General features: G+C 68.7%; 13 protein-coding genes and 1 pseudogene. 7 read left to right on the top strand and 7 right to left on the bottom strand.

Translation table 11 applies throughout. From position 1 onward, the window contains the following. Positions 1–30: 30 nt before the first annotated feature. Entirely contained in the window at positions 31–906 is an 876-nt protein-coding gene (locus tag BLT27_RS09750) for a VOC family protein (RefSeq protein ID WP_089733327.1), read from the top strand. Between the two features lie 30 nt (positions 907–936). On the opposite strand, the gene BLT27_RS09745 is transcribed toward BLT27_RS09750, so the two are convergent. Then, positions 937–1,893, bottom strand: a complete 957-nt coding sequence (locus BLT27_RS09745; RefSeq protein WP_089733325.1) for a nucleoside hydrolase — start codon at positions 1,891–1,893, stop codon at positions 937–939. 98 nt (positions 1,894–1,991) lie between these two features. On the opposite strand from BLT27_RS09745, the gene BLT27_RS09740 reads away from it, so the two are divergent. Continuing rightward, a complete protein-coding gene (locus BLT27_RS09740; protein WP_089733323.1) occupies positions 1,992–2,930 on the top strand; it encodes a PfkB family carbohydrate kinase in 939 nt (312 codons plus the stop codon). Positions 2,931–2,948: 18 nt separating this feature from the next. Here BLT27_RS09740 and msrB read toward each other — a convergent pair whose 3' ends face one another. Beyond that, the gene (gene msrB / locus BLT27_RS09735; protein WP_089733321.1) at positions 2,949–3,365 is read right to left on the bottom strand and encodes a peptide-methionine (R)-S-oxide reductase MsrB; all 417 of its coding nucleotides are present in this window, start codon (positions 3,363–3,365) and stop codon (positions 2,949–2,951) included. A 209-nt stretch (positions 3,366–3,574) separates the two neighbouring features. Between msrB and BLT27_RS09730 the strand changes: the two genes are divergently transcribed. The 3 genes from BLT27_RS09730 (at position 3,575) to BLT27_RS09720 (ending at position 6,918) form a co-directional block, all read left to right on the top strand. Beyond that, the gene (locus BLT27_RS09730; protein WP_089733319.1) at positions 3,575–4,771 is read left to right on the top strand and encodes a redox-regulated ATPase YchF; all 1,197 of its coding nucleotides are present in this window, start codon (positions 3,575–3,577) and stop codon (positions 4,769–4,771) included. Positions 4,772–5,014: 243 nt separating this feature from the next. Further along, on the top strand, positions 5,015–6,052 hold the full coding sequence (locus BLT27_RS09725) for an NAD(P)/FAD-dependent oxidoreductase (RefSeq protein WP_089733316.1): 1,038 nt from the start codon (positions 5,015–5,017) through the stop codon (positions 6,050–6,052). A 347-nt stretch (positions 6,053–6,399) separates the two neighbouring features. Further along, a complete protein-coding gene (locus BLT27_RS09720; RefSeq protein WP_089733314.1) occupies positions 6,400–6,918 on the top strand; it encodes a gamma carbonic anhydrase family protein in 519 nt (172 codons plus the stop codon). Between the two features lie 20 nt (positions 6,919–6,938). On the opposite strand, the gene BLT27_RS09715 is transcribed toward BLT27_RS09720, so the two are convergent. Further along, positions 6,939–8,219 carry a carboxypeptidase regulatory-like domain-containing protein gene (locus BLT27_RS09715; protein WP_089733312.1) on the bottom strand — a complete coding sequence of 427 codons (1,281 nt, stop codon included), beginning with the start codon at positions 8,217–8,219 and terminating at the stop codon, positions 6,939–6,941. 180 nt (positions 8,220–8,399) lie between these two features. Between BLT27_RS09715 and BLT27_RS09710 the strand changes: the two are divergent. Both BLT27_RS09710 and BLT27_RS09705 read left to right on the top strand, forming a co-directional pair. Then, positions 8,400–9,706, top strand: a pseudogene (locus BLT27_RS09710) (phosphoribosylamine--glycine ligase). Between the two features lie 462 nt (positions 9,707–10,168). Beyond that, a complete protein-coding gene (locus BLT27_RS09705) occupies positions 10,169–11,353 on the top strand; it encodes a 3-dehydroquinate synthase II (RefSeq protein ID WP_089733499.1) in 1,185 nt (394 codons plus the stop codon). A 72-nt stretch (positions 11,354–11,425) separates the two neighbouring features. Here BLT27_RS09705 and BLT27_RS09700 read toward each other — a convergent pair whose 3' ends face one another. From BLT27_RS09700 to BLT27_RS09685, 4 genes are all read right to left on the bottom strand, one after another. Then, positions 11,426–12,910: a DUF7289 family protein gene (locus tag BLT27_RS09700; RefSeq protein WP_089733310.1), complete on the bottom strand. Its 1,485-nt coding sequence runs from the start codon at positions 12,908–12,910 to the stop codon at positions 11,426–11,428. Positions 12,911–13,130: 220 nt separating this feature from the next. Then, on the bottom strand, positions 13,131–13,505 hold the full coding sequence (locus BLT27_RS09695; RefSeq protein WP_089733307.1) for a zinc ribbon domain-containing protein: 375 nt from the start codon (positions 13,503–13,505) through the stop codon (positions 13,131–13,133). Positions 13,506–13,565: 60 nt separating this feature from the next. After that, on the bottom strand, positions 13,566–14,243 hold the full coding sequence (locus BLT27_RS09690; protein WP_089733305.1) for a type I 3-dehydroquinate dehydratase: 678 nt from the start codon (positions 14,241–14,243) through the stop codon (positions 13,566–13,568). A 122-nt stretch (positions 14,244–14,365) separates the two neighbouring features. Beyond that, entirely contained in the window at positions 14,366–15,328 is a 963-nt protein-coding gene (locus tag BLT27_RS09685) for a transcription initiation factor IIB (RefSeq protein ID WP_089733303.1), read from the bottom strand. Positions 15,329–15,509 lie beyond the last annotated feature (181 nt).

Here is a 15,509-nt window from a genome sequence, read left to right as displayed (position 1 = left end):
TTTTTGTCCGTCGGCCGCCTCGTACGGACGATGAACGACGGCGACAGGGCCCCATCGACAGGGACCGCGCCAGGGTTGCCGGACGGTACGCGCCCCGGTCGGGTCGCGCTCGCCGTGACGGACCTCGACCGACAGGTCTCCTTCTACCGGGACGTGCTCGGACTCGTCGTCAGAGCGCGAGACGGCGAGGGTGCGACGCTCGGCACCCCGGACGAACCGTTGCTGGAGTTCCGCGCGGCCCCCGACGCACCCGAACGGACCGGCACCGAGACGGGGCTCTACCACGTCGCGTTCCTGCTCCCCGCACGGTCGACACTCGCCGAGGTGCTCCGTCGCGTCCGTGACCGGTGGCGACTCGACGGCGCCTCCGACCACGGCGTGAGCGAGGCGCTGTACCTCACCGACCCCGAGGGCAACGGCGTCGAACTGTACCGCGACCGCCCCCGAGCGGAGTGGCCGGTGACCGACGACGGGCGCGTCCGGATGGGCGTGGACCCGCTCGACGTCGACGCCCTCGCCGACCTGGCCTGTGGGAGCGCGGGCGTCCCCGACGAGGCGACGGTCGGCCACGTCCACCTGTCTGTGAGCGACCTGCCCGCAGCAGAACGGTTCTACGTCGACACGCTCGGGCTGAACGTCAGGCAACGGTACACGGATGCCGCAGTGTTCCTCGCGGCCGGCGACTACCACCACCACGTCGGCCTGAACACGTGGCAGAACCGGCAGGACCCGCCGACCGGACGCGGGCTCGACTGGTACGAACTGCTCGTGCCGGACGGTTCGGCGCTCGACGCCGTCGAAGACAGCCTCCGTGACGCCGACGTCGCCGTCCGCCAGCTCGAGGAGGGCGCTGGCGTCGCGCTCACGGACCCCGACGGCATCGGGCTCCGGCTGCGCGGCCGCTGAGGGTGGGTCGCCCCGTCCGTCCCCGGCCGCTCACCGCGACCGGTCCGGGTCGCCGTGCAGCAGCATGTCGGTGAAGATGGTCTTGAAGCGGTCCTCGTCGATTGACTCGACGACGCGGGTGCGGGCCTCGCCCTCGGTGATGTCGAGCTCGTCGACCAGGCTGTAGCCCCGAGTGAGCCCCTCGCGCTCGTCCACGTCGACGTGGTACACCGGTGCCTCGGTCACGAGGTCCGGCTCGACGACCGTCGCCATCGCGAGCGAGTCCGGCTGCGTGGTCGCGTCCGAGCCGAAGCGCTCCTCGCTGAACTCGCGCAGGTGCGCCGTGATCTCGGTGAAGAAGTCGGCGTAGGGCGTGTCCGCGTCCTCGATGGGTGCGAGCTCGTCGGACTCGAGCGTCGCCTGTCGCATCGTCAGCCCCCAGTCGAGCAGCGTCACGTCCAGCTCGCGCATGACGACCTTCGCGGCGTCGGGGTCCACCCAGAAGTTGAACTCCGCCGACGGCGTGTCGTTCCCGAGCGTGTTCACCGCACCGCCCATCACGACGACCTCCTCGACGAGGTCGCCGAGGCGGGGCTCGCGGCGGAGCGCCAGCGCGACGTTCGTCAGCGGGCCGATGCAGACCAGCGTCAGCTCCCCCGGCGACTCCCGGACCGCCTCGACGATGGCGTCCGGCCCGTAGCCCTCGGCAGATTCGATGCCGGTGTCCGGGAACAGCTCGCCGCCGAGCCCGCCGGCGCCGTGGACGTGGTCGACGTGCTCGAACTCCTTGACGAGCGGCCGCCGCGCCCCCTCGTACACCGGCACCTCGTCGGCGACGCCGGCCAGCTCGAGCGTGTACTTGGCGTTCTCGACCTGGTAGTCGAACTCCACGTTGCCCGCGACGACGGTCAGCAGCTCCAGCTCGATAGCGTCGGAGAGCGCCCCGAGCAGGATGGCCTGCGTGTCGTCTCCCGCAGTGTCCGTGTCGACGATGACGCGACGGGTCATGCGCAGGTGTCTGCCGCGCCGGGGCTTAGTTCGCCCGGAGGTGGCAACGTGGCCGACGCAGCCGAACCGTCTTTGCCCACCCGTGCGTCGATGCGACCATGTCCAGGGTCGTCAGCTTCGGCAGCGTCAACGTCGACCACGTCGGCTACCTCTCGCAGGACCGCATCGCAGTCCTCGCCGACGCCCACGGCTGGTTCCCCGACGCGGGCGAGACGGTGCGCGTCGACGCCGTCCCCGCCGCCGTCCGCGACGACCTCACGGAGACGTTCCTCGGCGGGAAGGGCGCGAACCAGGCCGTCGCCGCGGCAGCGGCCGGGGCAGACGCGAGCCTGCTCGGGTGTGTCGGGGAGGACGAGGCCGAACACGCGGTCGTGGAGACGCTCGCAGAGCGCGGCGTGACGGTCGACGGCCTCGAGCGCGTGGACGCGCCGACGGGCTACGCGGCCATCGTCGTCGACGAGACCGCCGAGAACCGCATCGCCATCGTCGCGGGCGCGAACGGCCGGGTGACGCCGGCGTACGCCCGTCGACACGCCGACCGGCTCCGCGACGCGGACTGCCTGCTCCTCCAGAACGAACTGCCGGCCGCGGCGTCGCTCGCTGCGCTGGACGAGCTGTCGGCTGCCGGGCGGCGGCCGACGGTCGTCTACGACCCCGCGCCCGCCGACGGGGCCGAACGCGTGCTCGCCCACGATGCCGTCGACGTAGTGACCCCCAACGAGAGCGAGGCAGCCGCGCTCGCCGAGCTACTCGCCGACTTCGACGGGACGGTCGTCCGGACGCTCGGTGCGCGTGGCGTCGCGGTCGAGACCGTCGACGACTCGTTCCACGTCGACTCGCCGACCGTCGACGCCGTCGATACGACCGGCGCGGGCGACGTGTTCGCGGGCTACCTCGCGGCCGCGCTCGGTGACGGCGCGGCGCTGCGGGCCGCAGTCGAACGGGCAGCGGTCGCCGCCGCGCTCTCGACCACGGCGGAGGGCGTCCAGACGGCAGTCCCGGCGCGGACGCGGGTGCTCGACGAGATCCGCGACTGAGAAGTCCGACGTGTTCGCCTACTCCTCGTCCTCGAACTCCAGCGCCACGCTGTTGATACAGAAGCGCTTGCCCGTCGGTTCCGGCCCGTCGTCGAACACGTGCCCGAGGTGGCTCTCGCAGTTCGCACAGACGACCTCGATGCGGCGCATCCCGTGGCTCAGGTCCTCTCGCTTCTCGACCTTGGCGTCGTCCGCGGCGTAGAACGACGGCCAGCCGCAGCCGTGGTCGAACTTCGTCTCCGAGTCGAACAGCACCTCGCCACAGCCCTTGCAGCGGTACTTGCCGTCCTCGAAGTGGTCGACGTACTCGCCGGAGAATCGCGCCTCTGTACCCTGGTTTCGGAGTATCTCGTACTCCTCGTCGTCGAGCTGCTCGCGCCACTCCGCGTCGGAACCGGGAACGTCGGCCGTCGACTCCTGGGGACTGTCGCTCATAGCACGTGGTAGGCGCGGGAACGGCAAAGGTGCCGTGGTCGGAGAGGGTCACAAAAATTGTAAACCCTCCGTGACGTTCCGACGTGTACTGACCACTCTCGCGGTGGAACTGGCTGGAAACGGGACCACCGGGAGCCGTGCGAGACAGACTCATTCACCGCGAACGCGTATTTCAAGCCTTATGCCGCCCGGTTGCGTCCGATGGTGCAATGAGCTACAACATCGGTCTCGTCGGCAAGCCCTCGGTGGGCAAGTCGACGCTCTTCAACGCCGCGACGATGAACGACGTCCCCGAGGGCTCGTACCCCTTCACGACCATCGACCCCTCAATCGGCGAGGCGTACGTCCGGGTGGACTGCGCCGCACCGGAGTTCGACGAGTCCTGCACCCCAGACACGGGCTACTGCCGCGAGGGCACACGCTACGTCCCCACCAAACTCGTCGACGTGGCCGGCCTCGTCCCCGGTGCCCACGAGGGGCGCGGCCTCGGCAACCAGTTCCTCACCGACCTGAACGAGACGGACGTGCTCGTCCACGTCGTCGACTTCTCCGGCGAGACGGACCTCGAAGGCGAGCCCACCGAGGACCACGACCCCCGCGAGGACATCGACTTCCTCGAGAACGAGCTCGACCAGTGGTACGTCGGCATCCTCGAGACGGGCATCGAGAAGTTCCAGAACCGCTACCAGGCGACGGACGACCACTCCATCGAGATCGAGCTCGCCGACCAGATGTCCGCCTTCGGCACGAACAAGGACGAGATCAAGCAGATCATCCTCGCGCTCGACCTCGAACTCGACCCCGAGACCTGGGACGACGACGACCGCCACGCGCTCGCCCGGGAGATCAGGAAGCGGACGAAGCCGATGGTCGTCGCCGCGAACAAGATGGACACGCCCGCCGCCCAGGAGAACTGGGACGCGATCACCGACGACCCCGACTACGACCACCTCCAGTTCGTCCCCGTCAGCGCCCACGCCGAGAAGGCACTGAAGAACGCCGCCGAGCAGGGCGTCGTCGACTACCACGCCGGCGACGACGACTTCGATATCGTCGCGGATATCTCCGACGAACAGGAACAGGGCCTCGAGCAGATCCGCGAGTTCGTCACCACCTTCGGCGGCACGGGCGTCCAGCAGGCCATCGAGGCCGCGCTGTTCGACGAGCTCGGCGTCATCGCCGTCTTCCCCGGCGGTGCCGAAGCGATGGGTGACGAGCAGGGCCGCGTGATGCGCGACTGCTTCCTCCTCCCCGGCGGCTCGACGACCAGCGACTTCGCGTACCACCTCCACTCCGACATCGGCGACGGCCTCCTCCACGGGCTCAACTGCCGGACAAAGCGACAGATGGGCGGCGACACCGAACTCGACCACCGCGAGGTCGTCGAGCTCGTCACGACGAACTGACCCGTCGTTTTTGTACGAAGCCGCGGCCAGGCGTGGCGTGCTCTGACCACTCGCCACGCGACGGCCGAGGCCGGTGTGCGACGCACCGTCGCGTGACCCCGGAAGCCGCCGGCGCGTCGTCTGTTCGCCATCCTCGGGGACGGCACACGCGGTGCGGCCGACTGTGGACCGGCCGCATCCCACCACCCTCTCCCAACGAGTCCGGCGCGGGGACTATGGGGGCGCGGTCCCCAGTGTCGGCCGATGACCAGAACTATCGCCGTCGTCGGGGCCGGCGTCGCCGGTGTCGGCGTGGCTGACGCCTGCCGGGACGAGGCGGCCGAGGTGACGCTGTTCGACAAGGCCAGAGGCATCTCCGGGCGTGCCGCGACCCGACGCAGGAACGGCTGTCGCTACGACCACGGCGCGAACTACATCAAACCCGGCGGCGACGACTGGGTCGAGGGAGTCCTCGCCGAACTCGGGAGCGACGGCCTCGCCGACATCGAGCTGCCGGTGTGGACCCACGACGCCGACGGCGTGATCGCCGAAGGTCGCGCCGGTGACGGGCCGAAGTGGACCTACGCGCGAGGTATCACCCAGTTCGCGAAGCGGGTCAGGAAGCGCGGCGGTGCGTCCGTCCACACCGAGACCCGCATCGAGTCCATCGCCCGCGGGAGCGACGGCGGGTGGACGCTGACCGACACCGACGGCGAGACATACGGCCCGTTCGACGAGCTGGTACTGACGCCACCGGCACCGCAGACCGCCGACCTGCTCGCCGCGACGGACTGGGACGACGACCGGCTGGCCCGACTCCACGCCGCCGTCGACGCCGTCGAGTTCCGGACCATCCGGACGGTGCTGCTGCACTATCCGTTCGAACTCGACCGGCCGTGGTACGCGCTCGTGAACCCGGACCGCGACCACCCCGTCGGCTGGCTCTCCCGCGAGGCGTGCAAACCCGACCACGTGCCCGACGGCGAGGGCCTGCTCGTCGCCCAGATGGCTCCGGACTGGTCGGTCGAGCACTACGACGAGCCGCTGGACTCCGCTGCCGACGCCGTCGCCTCGCTCGTCGCGGCGCTCCTCGACGACGACCGACTGACGGAGCCGGACTGGGTCGACGACCAGGGCTGGCGCTACGCGCTCCCGGACTCGAGCATCGACGCCGACGACGCCCGCTGTGCCGAGGACGCCGGGCTCTACGTCGCGGGCGACTGGGTCGCCGGCGAGGGCCGTGTCCACCTCGCCTTCGAGAACGGCCGGACCGTCGGCCAGCGCATCACTGGGCAGGAGTAACGGCATCGCTCGTCACCGAGAGGAATAGCGGCGGGTCGCGTGTCGCGCCCACCGAGCTATGACAGGAGTCGTGCTGGCGCTCTCGCCTCGGCCATCGCGGCCCCACCCGCGGATGGCACCGACTGCGTCGTCGACCGCCGCCCAAGCACGTCCACAGCATCGCTCGCGGCGTCATTAACCGTCACGAGAGAATCGAGGGTCGAATCAGGGTTCGAGTCGAACGCGGAGTGAGAGCCCGTTCAGTGGGCCCGGCTCACGTGTCCGAGGGGACGAAGCACACCCCCGTCGACGAACGTGAGCGACGTCGACACGAACGGTTTTGGTACTGTGTCACGATACCAAACGACATGGTAGACCGTCGGAACTACGCGTTCGAGTCGACCACGCCGACCGTCCACGAAGACGCGTTCGTCGCCCGCGACGCCACCCTGGTCGGTGACGTCCGTATCGAGCCCGATGCGAGCGTCTGGCCGGGCGTCGTCCTCCGGGGCGACGTGGGAACCGTCCGCGTCGGTGCGGAGTCACACGTGGGGGATACGGCCGTGTTCCACGCCAGCGAGGTCGGCGACCGTGTCATGGTCGGCCACGGCGCAGTGCTGAACGATGCCACCGTCGAGGCCGGTTCGCTGGTGGGCATCAACGCGACCCTGAACTCGGGAGCGACCGTCGGCGAACGGAGCGTCATCGCGGCCGGAACCGTCCTCCCGGACGGGTTCGCGGTCCCGCCGGAGTCGTTCGCCCGCGGCGTCCCCGCGACGGTCGTGCCGCTGTCGGAGACGACCGTCGAACCGGAGGAGATAGCGTCCGCCTACTCGTCGGGGGCCTACACCGACCTCGCGTCGCGCCACGAAGGACTGTTCGAGTAGTCCACGCCCGGGGACCCGCGTTAGTCCCGGATGCGTGCGAGCAGTGCAGCGATGACCAGCGCCACGAGTGCGACGGCCACGCCGAAGCCCGGCGTCCCACCGTCGTCCGCCCCCTCGGTCGTCCCCGGTGCCTGCGTGGTCTCGTTCGCCGACGGCGTCGCGGTCCCGTTCGCCGTTGCGGTCCCCGTCGGGGTGTCGGTCCGCGGCTCGAAGGCCTCGATGATGACACCCGGCGACTCGGCCGAGCCGTTGACCGCGGTGAGCTCGACCTCGCCGGCCTGTTCGACGGTGAGCGTGGCGGTGCCGCTCTCGTCGGTCGTCGCGACCGTTTCGCCGTCGATGCGCACCTCGGCGCCGGCCGCGGGCTCGTCGTACTCGTTGGTGACGTCGACCCGGACACTCTGGCCCACCACGACCTGGGTGTTCATCGGCTCGACCGTCAACCGCGGCGTCCGCACGATCGCGAACGTCCGGGTCCGGTCGCGCTCGCCGATGCGGAAGGTCGTGCTGACGGTCTCGTAGCCCTCCTTGTCGACGGTGACCGTGTAGCGCGTGTTCACGTCGAGGCTGACGCTCCGGTTCCCGCTGCCGTCGGTCCGGAACGTACCGATGGTCCCGCTCGCGTCCTCGATCTCGATGTTGGCCCGGAGCGGCTCGGCGGGGTCGAAGTGGGCGTCGACGACGCTGAAGTCGACCGTGACACTGCCCTGCTCGACCTCGACGGGCACGTCCGTATCGCCGGAGAGCCTGACCGTCCGACGCTCCTCGTAGTACCCCGGCTTCGTGATCTCGACGGTGTAGTTGCCGCGTTCGAGCGTCGGAGTCGTGTACGTCCCGTCGTTGCCGGTCGTCCCGGTGTCGGCGAGCACCGTGCGCCCGTCCTTCCGAAGCTGGACGTCCGCATCGCTCACAGCGTTCCCGCTCGCGTCGACGACGGATATCTCCCCTGTCGCCGACGGGTACATCGTCACCGTCACGTCGGTGGTGCCCTCGACGTTCTCGACCGTCACCGGGTTGTTCTTCACGAGCATCGGGTGGCTCGGTGTTATCTCGACGGTCGCGCCCTCCGGCACGTCGAACAGCACCTCACCGGTCGCGACAGTCCCGCTCGTCTGTTCCTCACCGTCGTACGAGACCGTCACCTCGGCGTTGCCCAGGGGGTCACCCTGCGCGTTCACCACCGTCACACGGAGCGTCACGTCGGTGTCAGTCGTGCTCGCCGATGCCACCGCGGGGCCGGCAGCTACTGCCATGGGGGAGACGAGCAACGACAGGCCGACGAGTACCACTGTGAGTCGCATACTGTTGCAGAGTGGAACCCGTATTCACTTAAATTTCTCCGGTACGTGCCCCTGGAATCCCCGTCGAACCCACCGCTTTCGGTCAGGGGCGCCTGCGTCCCTCACGCTCCCGTTTTTTCACCGTGGCACTCGTGGGTCCCAGTTGGACGCCGCGACGTGCGGCCCGACACGACCACAGCCATGGACTCCAAGCACTTCCTGTTCGTCTCCGCCGACGCCGCACTGGTCACCGGCAGGTCCACCGCGAGGGCCACGGCGTCAAGTACTACATCGAGGCCGAGAGCGACCAGGAGATCGGCGACGGCTTCGTCCCGAAGACCGACGACTGGCGGGCCGAGGTCGACTGGGCCGACGTCGTCGTCTTCGACGACATCTGGGTCGGCGACGACGTCGGCACAGGCGAACTCGCCCGGGACCTCCGGGAGCAGGGCACCGCCGTCGTGGGTGGGACACCGAACACTGACCGGCTGGAGGAGGACCGCGGCTACGCGATGGACGTGCTCGAGGAACACGGCGTCACCACCATCGAGCACCACGTGTTCCACGACTTCGACGCAGCCATCGGGCACGTCCAGGAGCACCCTGCCCCGTACGTCATCAAGCCCCTGGGCGAGGTGCAGAACGTCAAACGGCTCCTGTACGTCGGCGACGAGGACGACGGCAGCGACGTCGTTGACGTGCTGCGGGCGTACGAGAAGGCGTGGGGCCACCGGATGAAGGGGTTCCAGCTCCAGCGCAAGGTCGAGGGCGTGGAGATCGCCGTCTGTGGCTTCTTCGACGGCAGCTCGTTCGTCGACCGGGTGAACTTCAACTTCGAGCACAAGAAACTCTTCCCGGGCAACATCGGCCCCTCCACGGGCGAGATGGGCACCGCGATGTTCTGGGCCGGCCGCAACCGGCTGTTCGAGGAGACCCTGGGCAAGCTGGAGAGCTGGCTCGCCGACGAGGGCTACGTCGGTAGCATCGACATCAACTGCATCGTGAACGAGAACGGCATCTACCCGCTCGAGTTCACGCCGCGCTTCGGCTACCCGACCATCGCGCTGCAGGAGGAGTCCTTCGAGTCCAGCACCGGCCGTTTCTTCTTCGACCTCGCCCACGGCAACGACCCGGACCTCGACGTCCACCGTGGCTACCAGATCGGTGTCCGCATCGTGCTCCCGCCGTTCCCGTTCGACGACGAGCAGACGTACGACGAGAACTCCCGCAACGCCGCCGTCGTCTTCGAGACGGAGAGCCGCGAGGGCATCCACATCGAGGACGCGAAGCGCATCGACGGCCAGTGGCGTGCCGCCGGCGAGTCCGGGATGCCCATCGTCGTCACCGGGACGGGCGAGACGATGCAGGAGGCCCGCGAGCAGTGCTACGGCCGCATCGGCGACATCGTCATGCCCAACATGTACTACCGCGACGACATCGGCGAGCGCTGGATCGACGGCGAGGGCGACCGCCTGCAGGCGTGGGGGTACCTGGGGCCAAAGTCGTAGCGCACACTCGACAGGTTTATAATATTTGTAAACTCGCTGCGGGCGATGGTGACCAATCAGCCGGCTGGCGCGCGGCCTGGCGAGACTGCGCGACTGAAGGGAGCGCGTCTCGCCGACGCTCGTGCGAGGGATGAGGAGCGAAGCGCAGCGAGCACCGCAATCGGTTGGGGAGGTGTGAGGCGCGGTGCTGTGCGGTCGGGTGGGATTGAAAGGGGCGGCAGTCTCGTCGAAGGCAGGCGACGCAAGCACCGCAGGAACGAGGAGCGCAGCGAGCCTCCCGAGTCGAGACGGCCGGGGCTTTCTGGCTGTTATCGGGGAAAGAGAGTCCCACTACGCTCGGTACTCTCTGGATGTTCGCGGTCCACGCTCTTCGGTTTCCCCCGTCGAGAGACAGTGACACCGATGACAGCCGTTCTCGTCGCGAACGCCACGTTCAAGCCACCACCGGTCGACGGTGCGAGCATGACACGCGAAGTCTGGCTGAAGGCCGACGACGCCGTCGGCGACTGGGAGGCGCGAAAGCGCCGCATCACCGCCGGCCTGGAGGCCGGCGTCGACTGGGTCCTCGTCGACGACTGGGACGTCGAGCGCGTCCGCGAGCTCGGTGCGGTGAACGTCGCGGCGTTCCGGAGCGGCGGCGACGTGGACGTCATCGACGACGCGGAGGGCGAGTCGGAGGCAGCGGCGGAAGAGCCGGTCGAACCCGACGCGTACGTCGTCGGGAAGGAGGGCGAGGGCGACGGCACGGTCGAGTTCCCGGCGGACCTCTCCGGCTCTGCCGATCTCTCGACGCTGCGCCGGGGGAACGCCGACGGGGCCTACGTCCGCATTCTCGGACAGGAGTACGAGCGGTTCGCCGAGGCGGCGGCGGAGACGGCCGACTACACCATCGTCGTCGGGGAGGACTGGACCATCATCCCCCTGGAGAACCTCATCGCACGCATCGGCGAGGAGACCGCCCTGGTTGCGGGCGTCTCGGATTCCGAGGACGCCCGCACGGCGTTCGAGACGCTGGAGCTGGGTGCCGACGCCGTCCTGCTCGACAGCGACGACCCGGACGAGATTCGGCGCACGGTCGAGGTGCGCGACGAGTCCGAACGCGAACAGCTCGACCTCTCGTGGGCGACGGTCCGCACCGTCGAGCAGACCGGCAGCGCGGACCGGGTCTGTGTCGACACGGGCTCGCTGCTCGACCACGACGAGGGGATGCTCGTCGGCTCGATGAGCCGCGGGCTGGTGTTCGTCCACGCGGAGACCGCGGAGTCGCCGTACGTCGCCTCGCGCCCGTTCCGCGTGAACGCCGGCGCGGTCCACGCGTACGTTCGCACGCCCGGCGGTGGGACCAAGTACCTGAGCGAGGTCGGCTCCGGCGACGAGGTGCAGGTCGTCGACACCGAGGGCCACACGCGCGAGGCCATCGTCGGTCGCGCGAAGATCGAACAGCGTCCGATGTTCCGGGTCGAACTGGAGCGCGACGGCGACCGCTTCGAGACGCTGCTGCAGAACGCCGAGACAATCAAGGTCCACACGCGCGACGGCCGGACGGCCATCACCGACCTCGCGGAGGGTGACGAGCTGCTCGTCTACTACGAGGACACGGCCCGGCACTTCGGCGAGGCCATCGAGGAGAGCATCGTCGAGAAGTGACCGGCCGACGAGACGGTCTCCGTCGCTGCGGGCTCAGCTGGAGCGCCGTGTCTCGCGGGCCGTCGGAGGCAGTTACGGCACCGCGAGGCTGTTCTCCTCCTCGTCGTCCTCGACGATGATCTGGTCCTTCTCGATGCGGATGGAGAGGTCCCCGGTGTTGTTCCAGGACTGCTCGATGGTCACGAGCACGACCGCGTCGTTGTAGTCGGGGTCCCCGGAGCCGCCGGCGTTGGCCGGGTCGGCGTTCTCCTCGGAGAGCTCGTAGAGGAACACGAACTCGTTGGGCGCGAGCTGGAGCGTCCCGGTCCCGTCGATGCGCGAACCGAGTATCTCGTCGAGGCCGCGCTGTTCCGCGCCCGCCGCGCCGAAGTTGGGCACCGCCTCGCCGTCCTCCAGCACGACGAGGTTCGAGCTCTCCCCGGAGGAATTGAGCGAGATGCGCTTGTCGTTGGCCTCCTCACAGCGGTGCTGGTCGTAGCTGGTCCCGTCGACGGTGATGTCCTGGTACGAATCTTCCCAGTCGTTACACGTCCACGAGGTGGCCCTGACCGTGATGGCCGTCCCCTGCTCGCGGTCCGTCAGCTGATACGACTGGTGCTCGCCTTCGGTTGGGTCGTTCACGTCGTCCTCTGCGGCCTCGGCAGCGATACCATCGTCCGGGTCGCCGTCGGGCCACGGCGTGTACTCGTCGCCATCGGCGACGATGCGGAACGTCGTGAGGCCGTAGATGGCGATTTCACTGCTGTTATCGAGCCCGGACAGCTCCGTTCCCAGCAGCTCGACCGTCGCGTTGAACTGCGTGCTCGAGGTCACGGAGTCGTTCGACGCGTCCGCCGCGAAGGCCGAGTCGATGGGGAGCCGGACCGAGGCCGTCCCCGTGCTGTCGTCGACGACCGTCGTCGACTCGTTCAGACGGTCCGCGAAGAACCGGCCCCACGCCTCGTAGAACCGGCTCTCCACCGTGACGGTGATGTTCTCGGGCGGGAAGCACCCCGGACCGCCGCGGTAGAGCTGCTCGACGATATCTTCGTCGTCCGTCTCGGCCGACCGCATCACGGCCTGTCCGCCGTCGAACTGGCCGGAGATGTTCGTCAGGTCCATCGACAGCGTGCCGTCCCTGTGTTCGATCTCCGGCGGTGACACCATCGAGACGCCGCCGTCGCTGTCGAGCCGCCAGATACCGCCCGCTTCGTACGCGAGCCGATTGCCCCGCCGGTCGTGGTACTGGACGCTCCCGAGCGGTGTCGTCGCCGAGCAGTTCGCCTGTTCGTTGACGGTGAAGCTGACCGAACCGTTCCTGACGACGCGGTACGCGCCGTCACGGCTCCCGAGGTCGATGCCCACGGGGCCACTGGCCGTGTCGCCGACCCGTGCGTCGAGTTCGTGCATGCCCATCTGCGCCGAACTGACCGATGCCTCCTCCTGGATGCTGTCGACGGCCACCGAGCCGGCAAGCAGTATCGCCGCGATGCCCACCGCCACCATCCCGAACAGCAGGACGAGCCCCAACAGCTCCGAGACCCCCCTATCGTGGGTCTCCGAGGTTTCGTTGTCCATGTGCCTGTATCTAGCCACAAGATACTCGTACGATGGTATGAAGCTACCCTTTCTTTTCCGACACGAAAACGACGTTTTTAGGAGCGGCTTAGGGACAATAACCACCCGCTACTACCGGAAAGGCGGGCAGAAATCGGTGTTCAGACGGGGACAATCGCCAGCCATCGGCTCGTCGAACTGGCTGGACGAAATAATGTACCTCCAACGTCATAAATTCCGGCTACTCGGTGGGGAGTTCGTGGGCGCACCAGGGGCAGAACGAGAGCGCCTCGTCCAGTTCACGGCCGCAGTTCGGACAGCTCGCTGTCGTATCGGGGTCGTCGGTCGACCGCTCGAGGAGGTAGACGTCGAGCATCGCGGCGAACTCGACGGCGCTCAGCGCGACGTTGACCCCGAACGACGCCGACTCCCAGGCCGCGAGCGCCCGCTCGACCACCGGACCACTCGTCGGGATCGCCGGCCCGAGCAGGAGTACGACCCCGACCGCCGTCGCCGCGAAGCCGAGCCCGCGGCGGAACCGGCGGACGTACACGTGGCCGAGCCCCGGGAACAGGAACGAGAGCAGCACCGCGACGAGCCGTCGAGTCCGTCCCATACACGCACGTCCGTCGTCGTCCCTGAATACGGTTCGGGTCGGGTCGCCCCAGCGACCGCCTCACTGCGGCGACAGCTCGTCGACGAGCCGCGCCGTCGTCGCGAGGTCGAACTGCCCCGGCGCGGTCGCGTCCGCCGGGTCGAGCGGCGCGTAGCCGATACGCGAGCCGTACAGGGGTGCGACGACCCGCGAGTGCCGTCCCGCCTCGCCCATCGCGATGGTCGCAACGGGGTCGCCCGCGCGGTCGTACTCGTTCGTGAGCGCGAGCAGGGAGAGCACCGACCGACGGTCGGTCGCCGTGACGGCGAGCTTCGCCACGTCGCCGTGTTCCAGCCCGGCGTCGAGCGCCGTCGCCATCGTCTCGCCGTCGCTCGTCCCCTCGAAGTCGTGCGTGGAGACGACAACACTCACGCCCGCCCCACGGGCCTGCTCGACCACGCTCCTCCCGTCGCCGTCCTGCACCGACGCCAGTTCGAGGTCGACGGCCTCGACGGGCGCCACGGTCGCCGCCGTCGCCAGGGCGTCGAGTCGCTCGTCGTCGTCCCCACCGTCGCCACCCTCCCAACCGGCCCGGTTCGTCGCCAGCACCGGTAGCTCGCCGTCGTAATCGTCGAGCGCTTCGAGCGGGTCGCTCGCGAGGTCCATCCGGAACTCGACGGCGTCGGCGTGTTCACGAGCCGCCGGCTCCGCACCGAGGTCCGCCGTGCTCGCACAGAGGACGAACGAGTCGAAGTCCATGGACTGACTGTCGTGCCGACCGTCAAAAGCCTACGCGGTGGCGGCACAACTCCGGGATGCGTTCCGCGTCGGAGAACGAATCTCGGCTCGCGTTGCGATGTCGTCTCGGTGGTGCCGACCGCTCAGACGAGGCCGAGGTTGTCCTCGGCTTCGAGCAGCTCGTGGTAGCGATTCCGGATGGTGACCTCGGAGATGTCGGCTACGTCGCTGACCGCGGCCTGCGTCGTCTTCTCGTTCGTGAGCAGGGAGGCGGCGTAGACGGCGGCGGCCGCGAGGCCGACCGGCGACTTGCCGGAGTGGACGCCCTTCTCCTTGGCGTTCTGGAGCAGCGCGCGGGCGCGGTGCTCGGCCTCGTCGGAGAGCTCGAGCCCGGACGCGAAGCGCGGGACGTAGCTCTCGGGGTCGGCCGGCCGGACCTCGAGCCCCAGCTCGCGGACGACGTAGCGGTACGTCCGTGCGACCTCGTTCTTCTCGACGCGGGAGACGTCGCTGATCTCGTCGAGGCTGCGCGGGACGCCCGCCTGTCGCGCGGCGGCGTAGACGGAGCTCGTCGCGACGCCCTCGATGGAGCGACCGGGGAGCAGGTCCTCGTTCAGCGCGCGGCGGTAGATGACCGACGCCGTCTCGCGGACGTTGTCCGGCAGGCCGAGCGCGCTGGCCATCCGGTCGATCTCGCCGAGAGCCTGCTTCAGGTTGCGTTCCTTGCTGTCGCGGGTGCGGAAGCGCTCGTTCCACTTGCGCAGGCGCTGCATCTTCTCGCGCTGGCGCGAGCCCAGCGAGTTACCGTAGGCGTCCTTGTTCCGCCAGTCGATGTTCGTCGAGAGGCCCTTGTCGTGCATCGTGTTCGTCGTCGGCGCGCCGACGCGGGACTTCTCGTTCTTCTCCTGGGCGTCGAACGCGCGCCACTCGGGGCCGCGGTCGACCTGGTCCTCCTCGACGACGAGGCCGCAGTCACCGCAGACGGTCTCGGACCCCTCGCTGAGGACCTGGCCGCCGCATTCGGGACAGCTGAGGCTGCTGTCTTTGGTCTGTTCGTCGCTCTGTTCCTCGTCTCCTGGTCGTGTTCGGGTTCGTGCGTTCGTCATAGGTGCGAAGGCGGAGGCTACCGGCCAGGGGTTCAACCTGGAGAAACCGGAAGCGCTGGTACTGTAGACACGAGTCGTAGTGCCCACGTATAAACATTTTGGAACTCTTTTCGTATCCTCTCGATTCGTGGGCCGAAGCGGCGGTTCGTGAATAAAAATCATAACATTCATATATTGTCGT

Origin of the sequence: Haloarchaeobius iranensis (assembly GCF_900103505.1) — an archaeon.
Taxonomy (GTDB): domain Archaea; phylum Halobacteriota; class Halobacteria; order Halobacteriales; family Natrialbaceae; genus Haloarchaeobius; species Haloarchaeobius iranensis.
Note: the sequence above shows the minus strand (reverse complement) of the source record. Positions and strands in the feature narration are given on the sequence as shown.

Coding starts and splice junctions, on each gene's coding strand:
- BLT27_RS09705 (WP_089733499.1), top strand. CDS start 10,169: ATGACACGCGAAGTCTGGCTGAAGGCCGACGACGCCGTCGGCGACTGG.
- BLT27_RS09730 (WP_089733319.1), top strand. CDS start 3,575: ATGAGCTACAACATCGGTCTCGTCGGCAAGCCCTCGGTGGGCAAGTCG.
- BLT27_RS09725 (WP_089733316.1), top strand. CDS start 5,015: ATGACCAGAACTATCGCCGTCGTCGGGGCCGGCGTCGCCGGTGTCGGC.
- BLT27_RS09700 (WP_089733310.1), bottom strand. CDS start 12,910: ATGGACAACGAAACCTCGGAGACCCACGATAGGGGGGTCTCGGAGCTG.
- BLT27_RS09690 (WP_089733305.1), bottom strand. CDS start 14,243: ATGGACTTCGACTCGTTCGTCCTCTGTGCGAGCACGGCGGACCTCGGT.
- BLT27_RS09685 (WP_089733303.1), bottom strand. CDS start 15,328: ATGACGAACGCACGAACCCGAACACGACCAGGAGACGAGGAACAGAGC.
- BLT27_RS09720 (WP_089733314.1), top strand. CDS start 6,400: ATGGTAGACCGTCGGAACTACGCGTTCGAGTCGACCACGCCGACCGTC.
- BLT27_RS09745 (WP_089733325.1), bottom strand. CDS start 1,893: ATGACCCGTCGCGTCATCGTCGACACGGACACTGCGGGAGACGACACG.
- msrB (WP_089733321.1), bottom strand. CDS start 3,365: ATGAGCGACAGTCCCCAGGAGTCGACGGCCGACGTTCCCGGTTCCGAC.
- BLT27_RS09715 (WP_089733312.1), bottom strand. CDS start 8,219: ATGCGACTCACAGTGGTACTCGTCGGCCTGTCGTTGCTCGTCTCCCCC.
- BLT27_RS09740 (WP_089733323.1), top strand. CDS start 1,992: ATGTCCAGGGTCGTCAGCTTCGGCAGCGTCAACGTCGACCACGTCGGC.
- BLT27_RS09695 (WP_089733307.1), bottom strand. CDS start 13,505: ATGGGACGGACTCGACGGCTCGTCGCGGTGCTGCTCTCGTTCCTGTTC.
- BLT27_RS09750 (WP_089733327.1), top strand. CDS start 31: ATGAACGACGGCGACAGGGCCCCATCGACAGGGACCGCGCCAGGGTTG.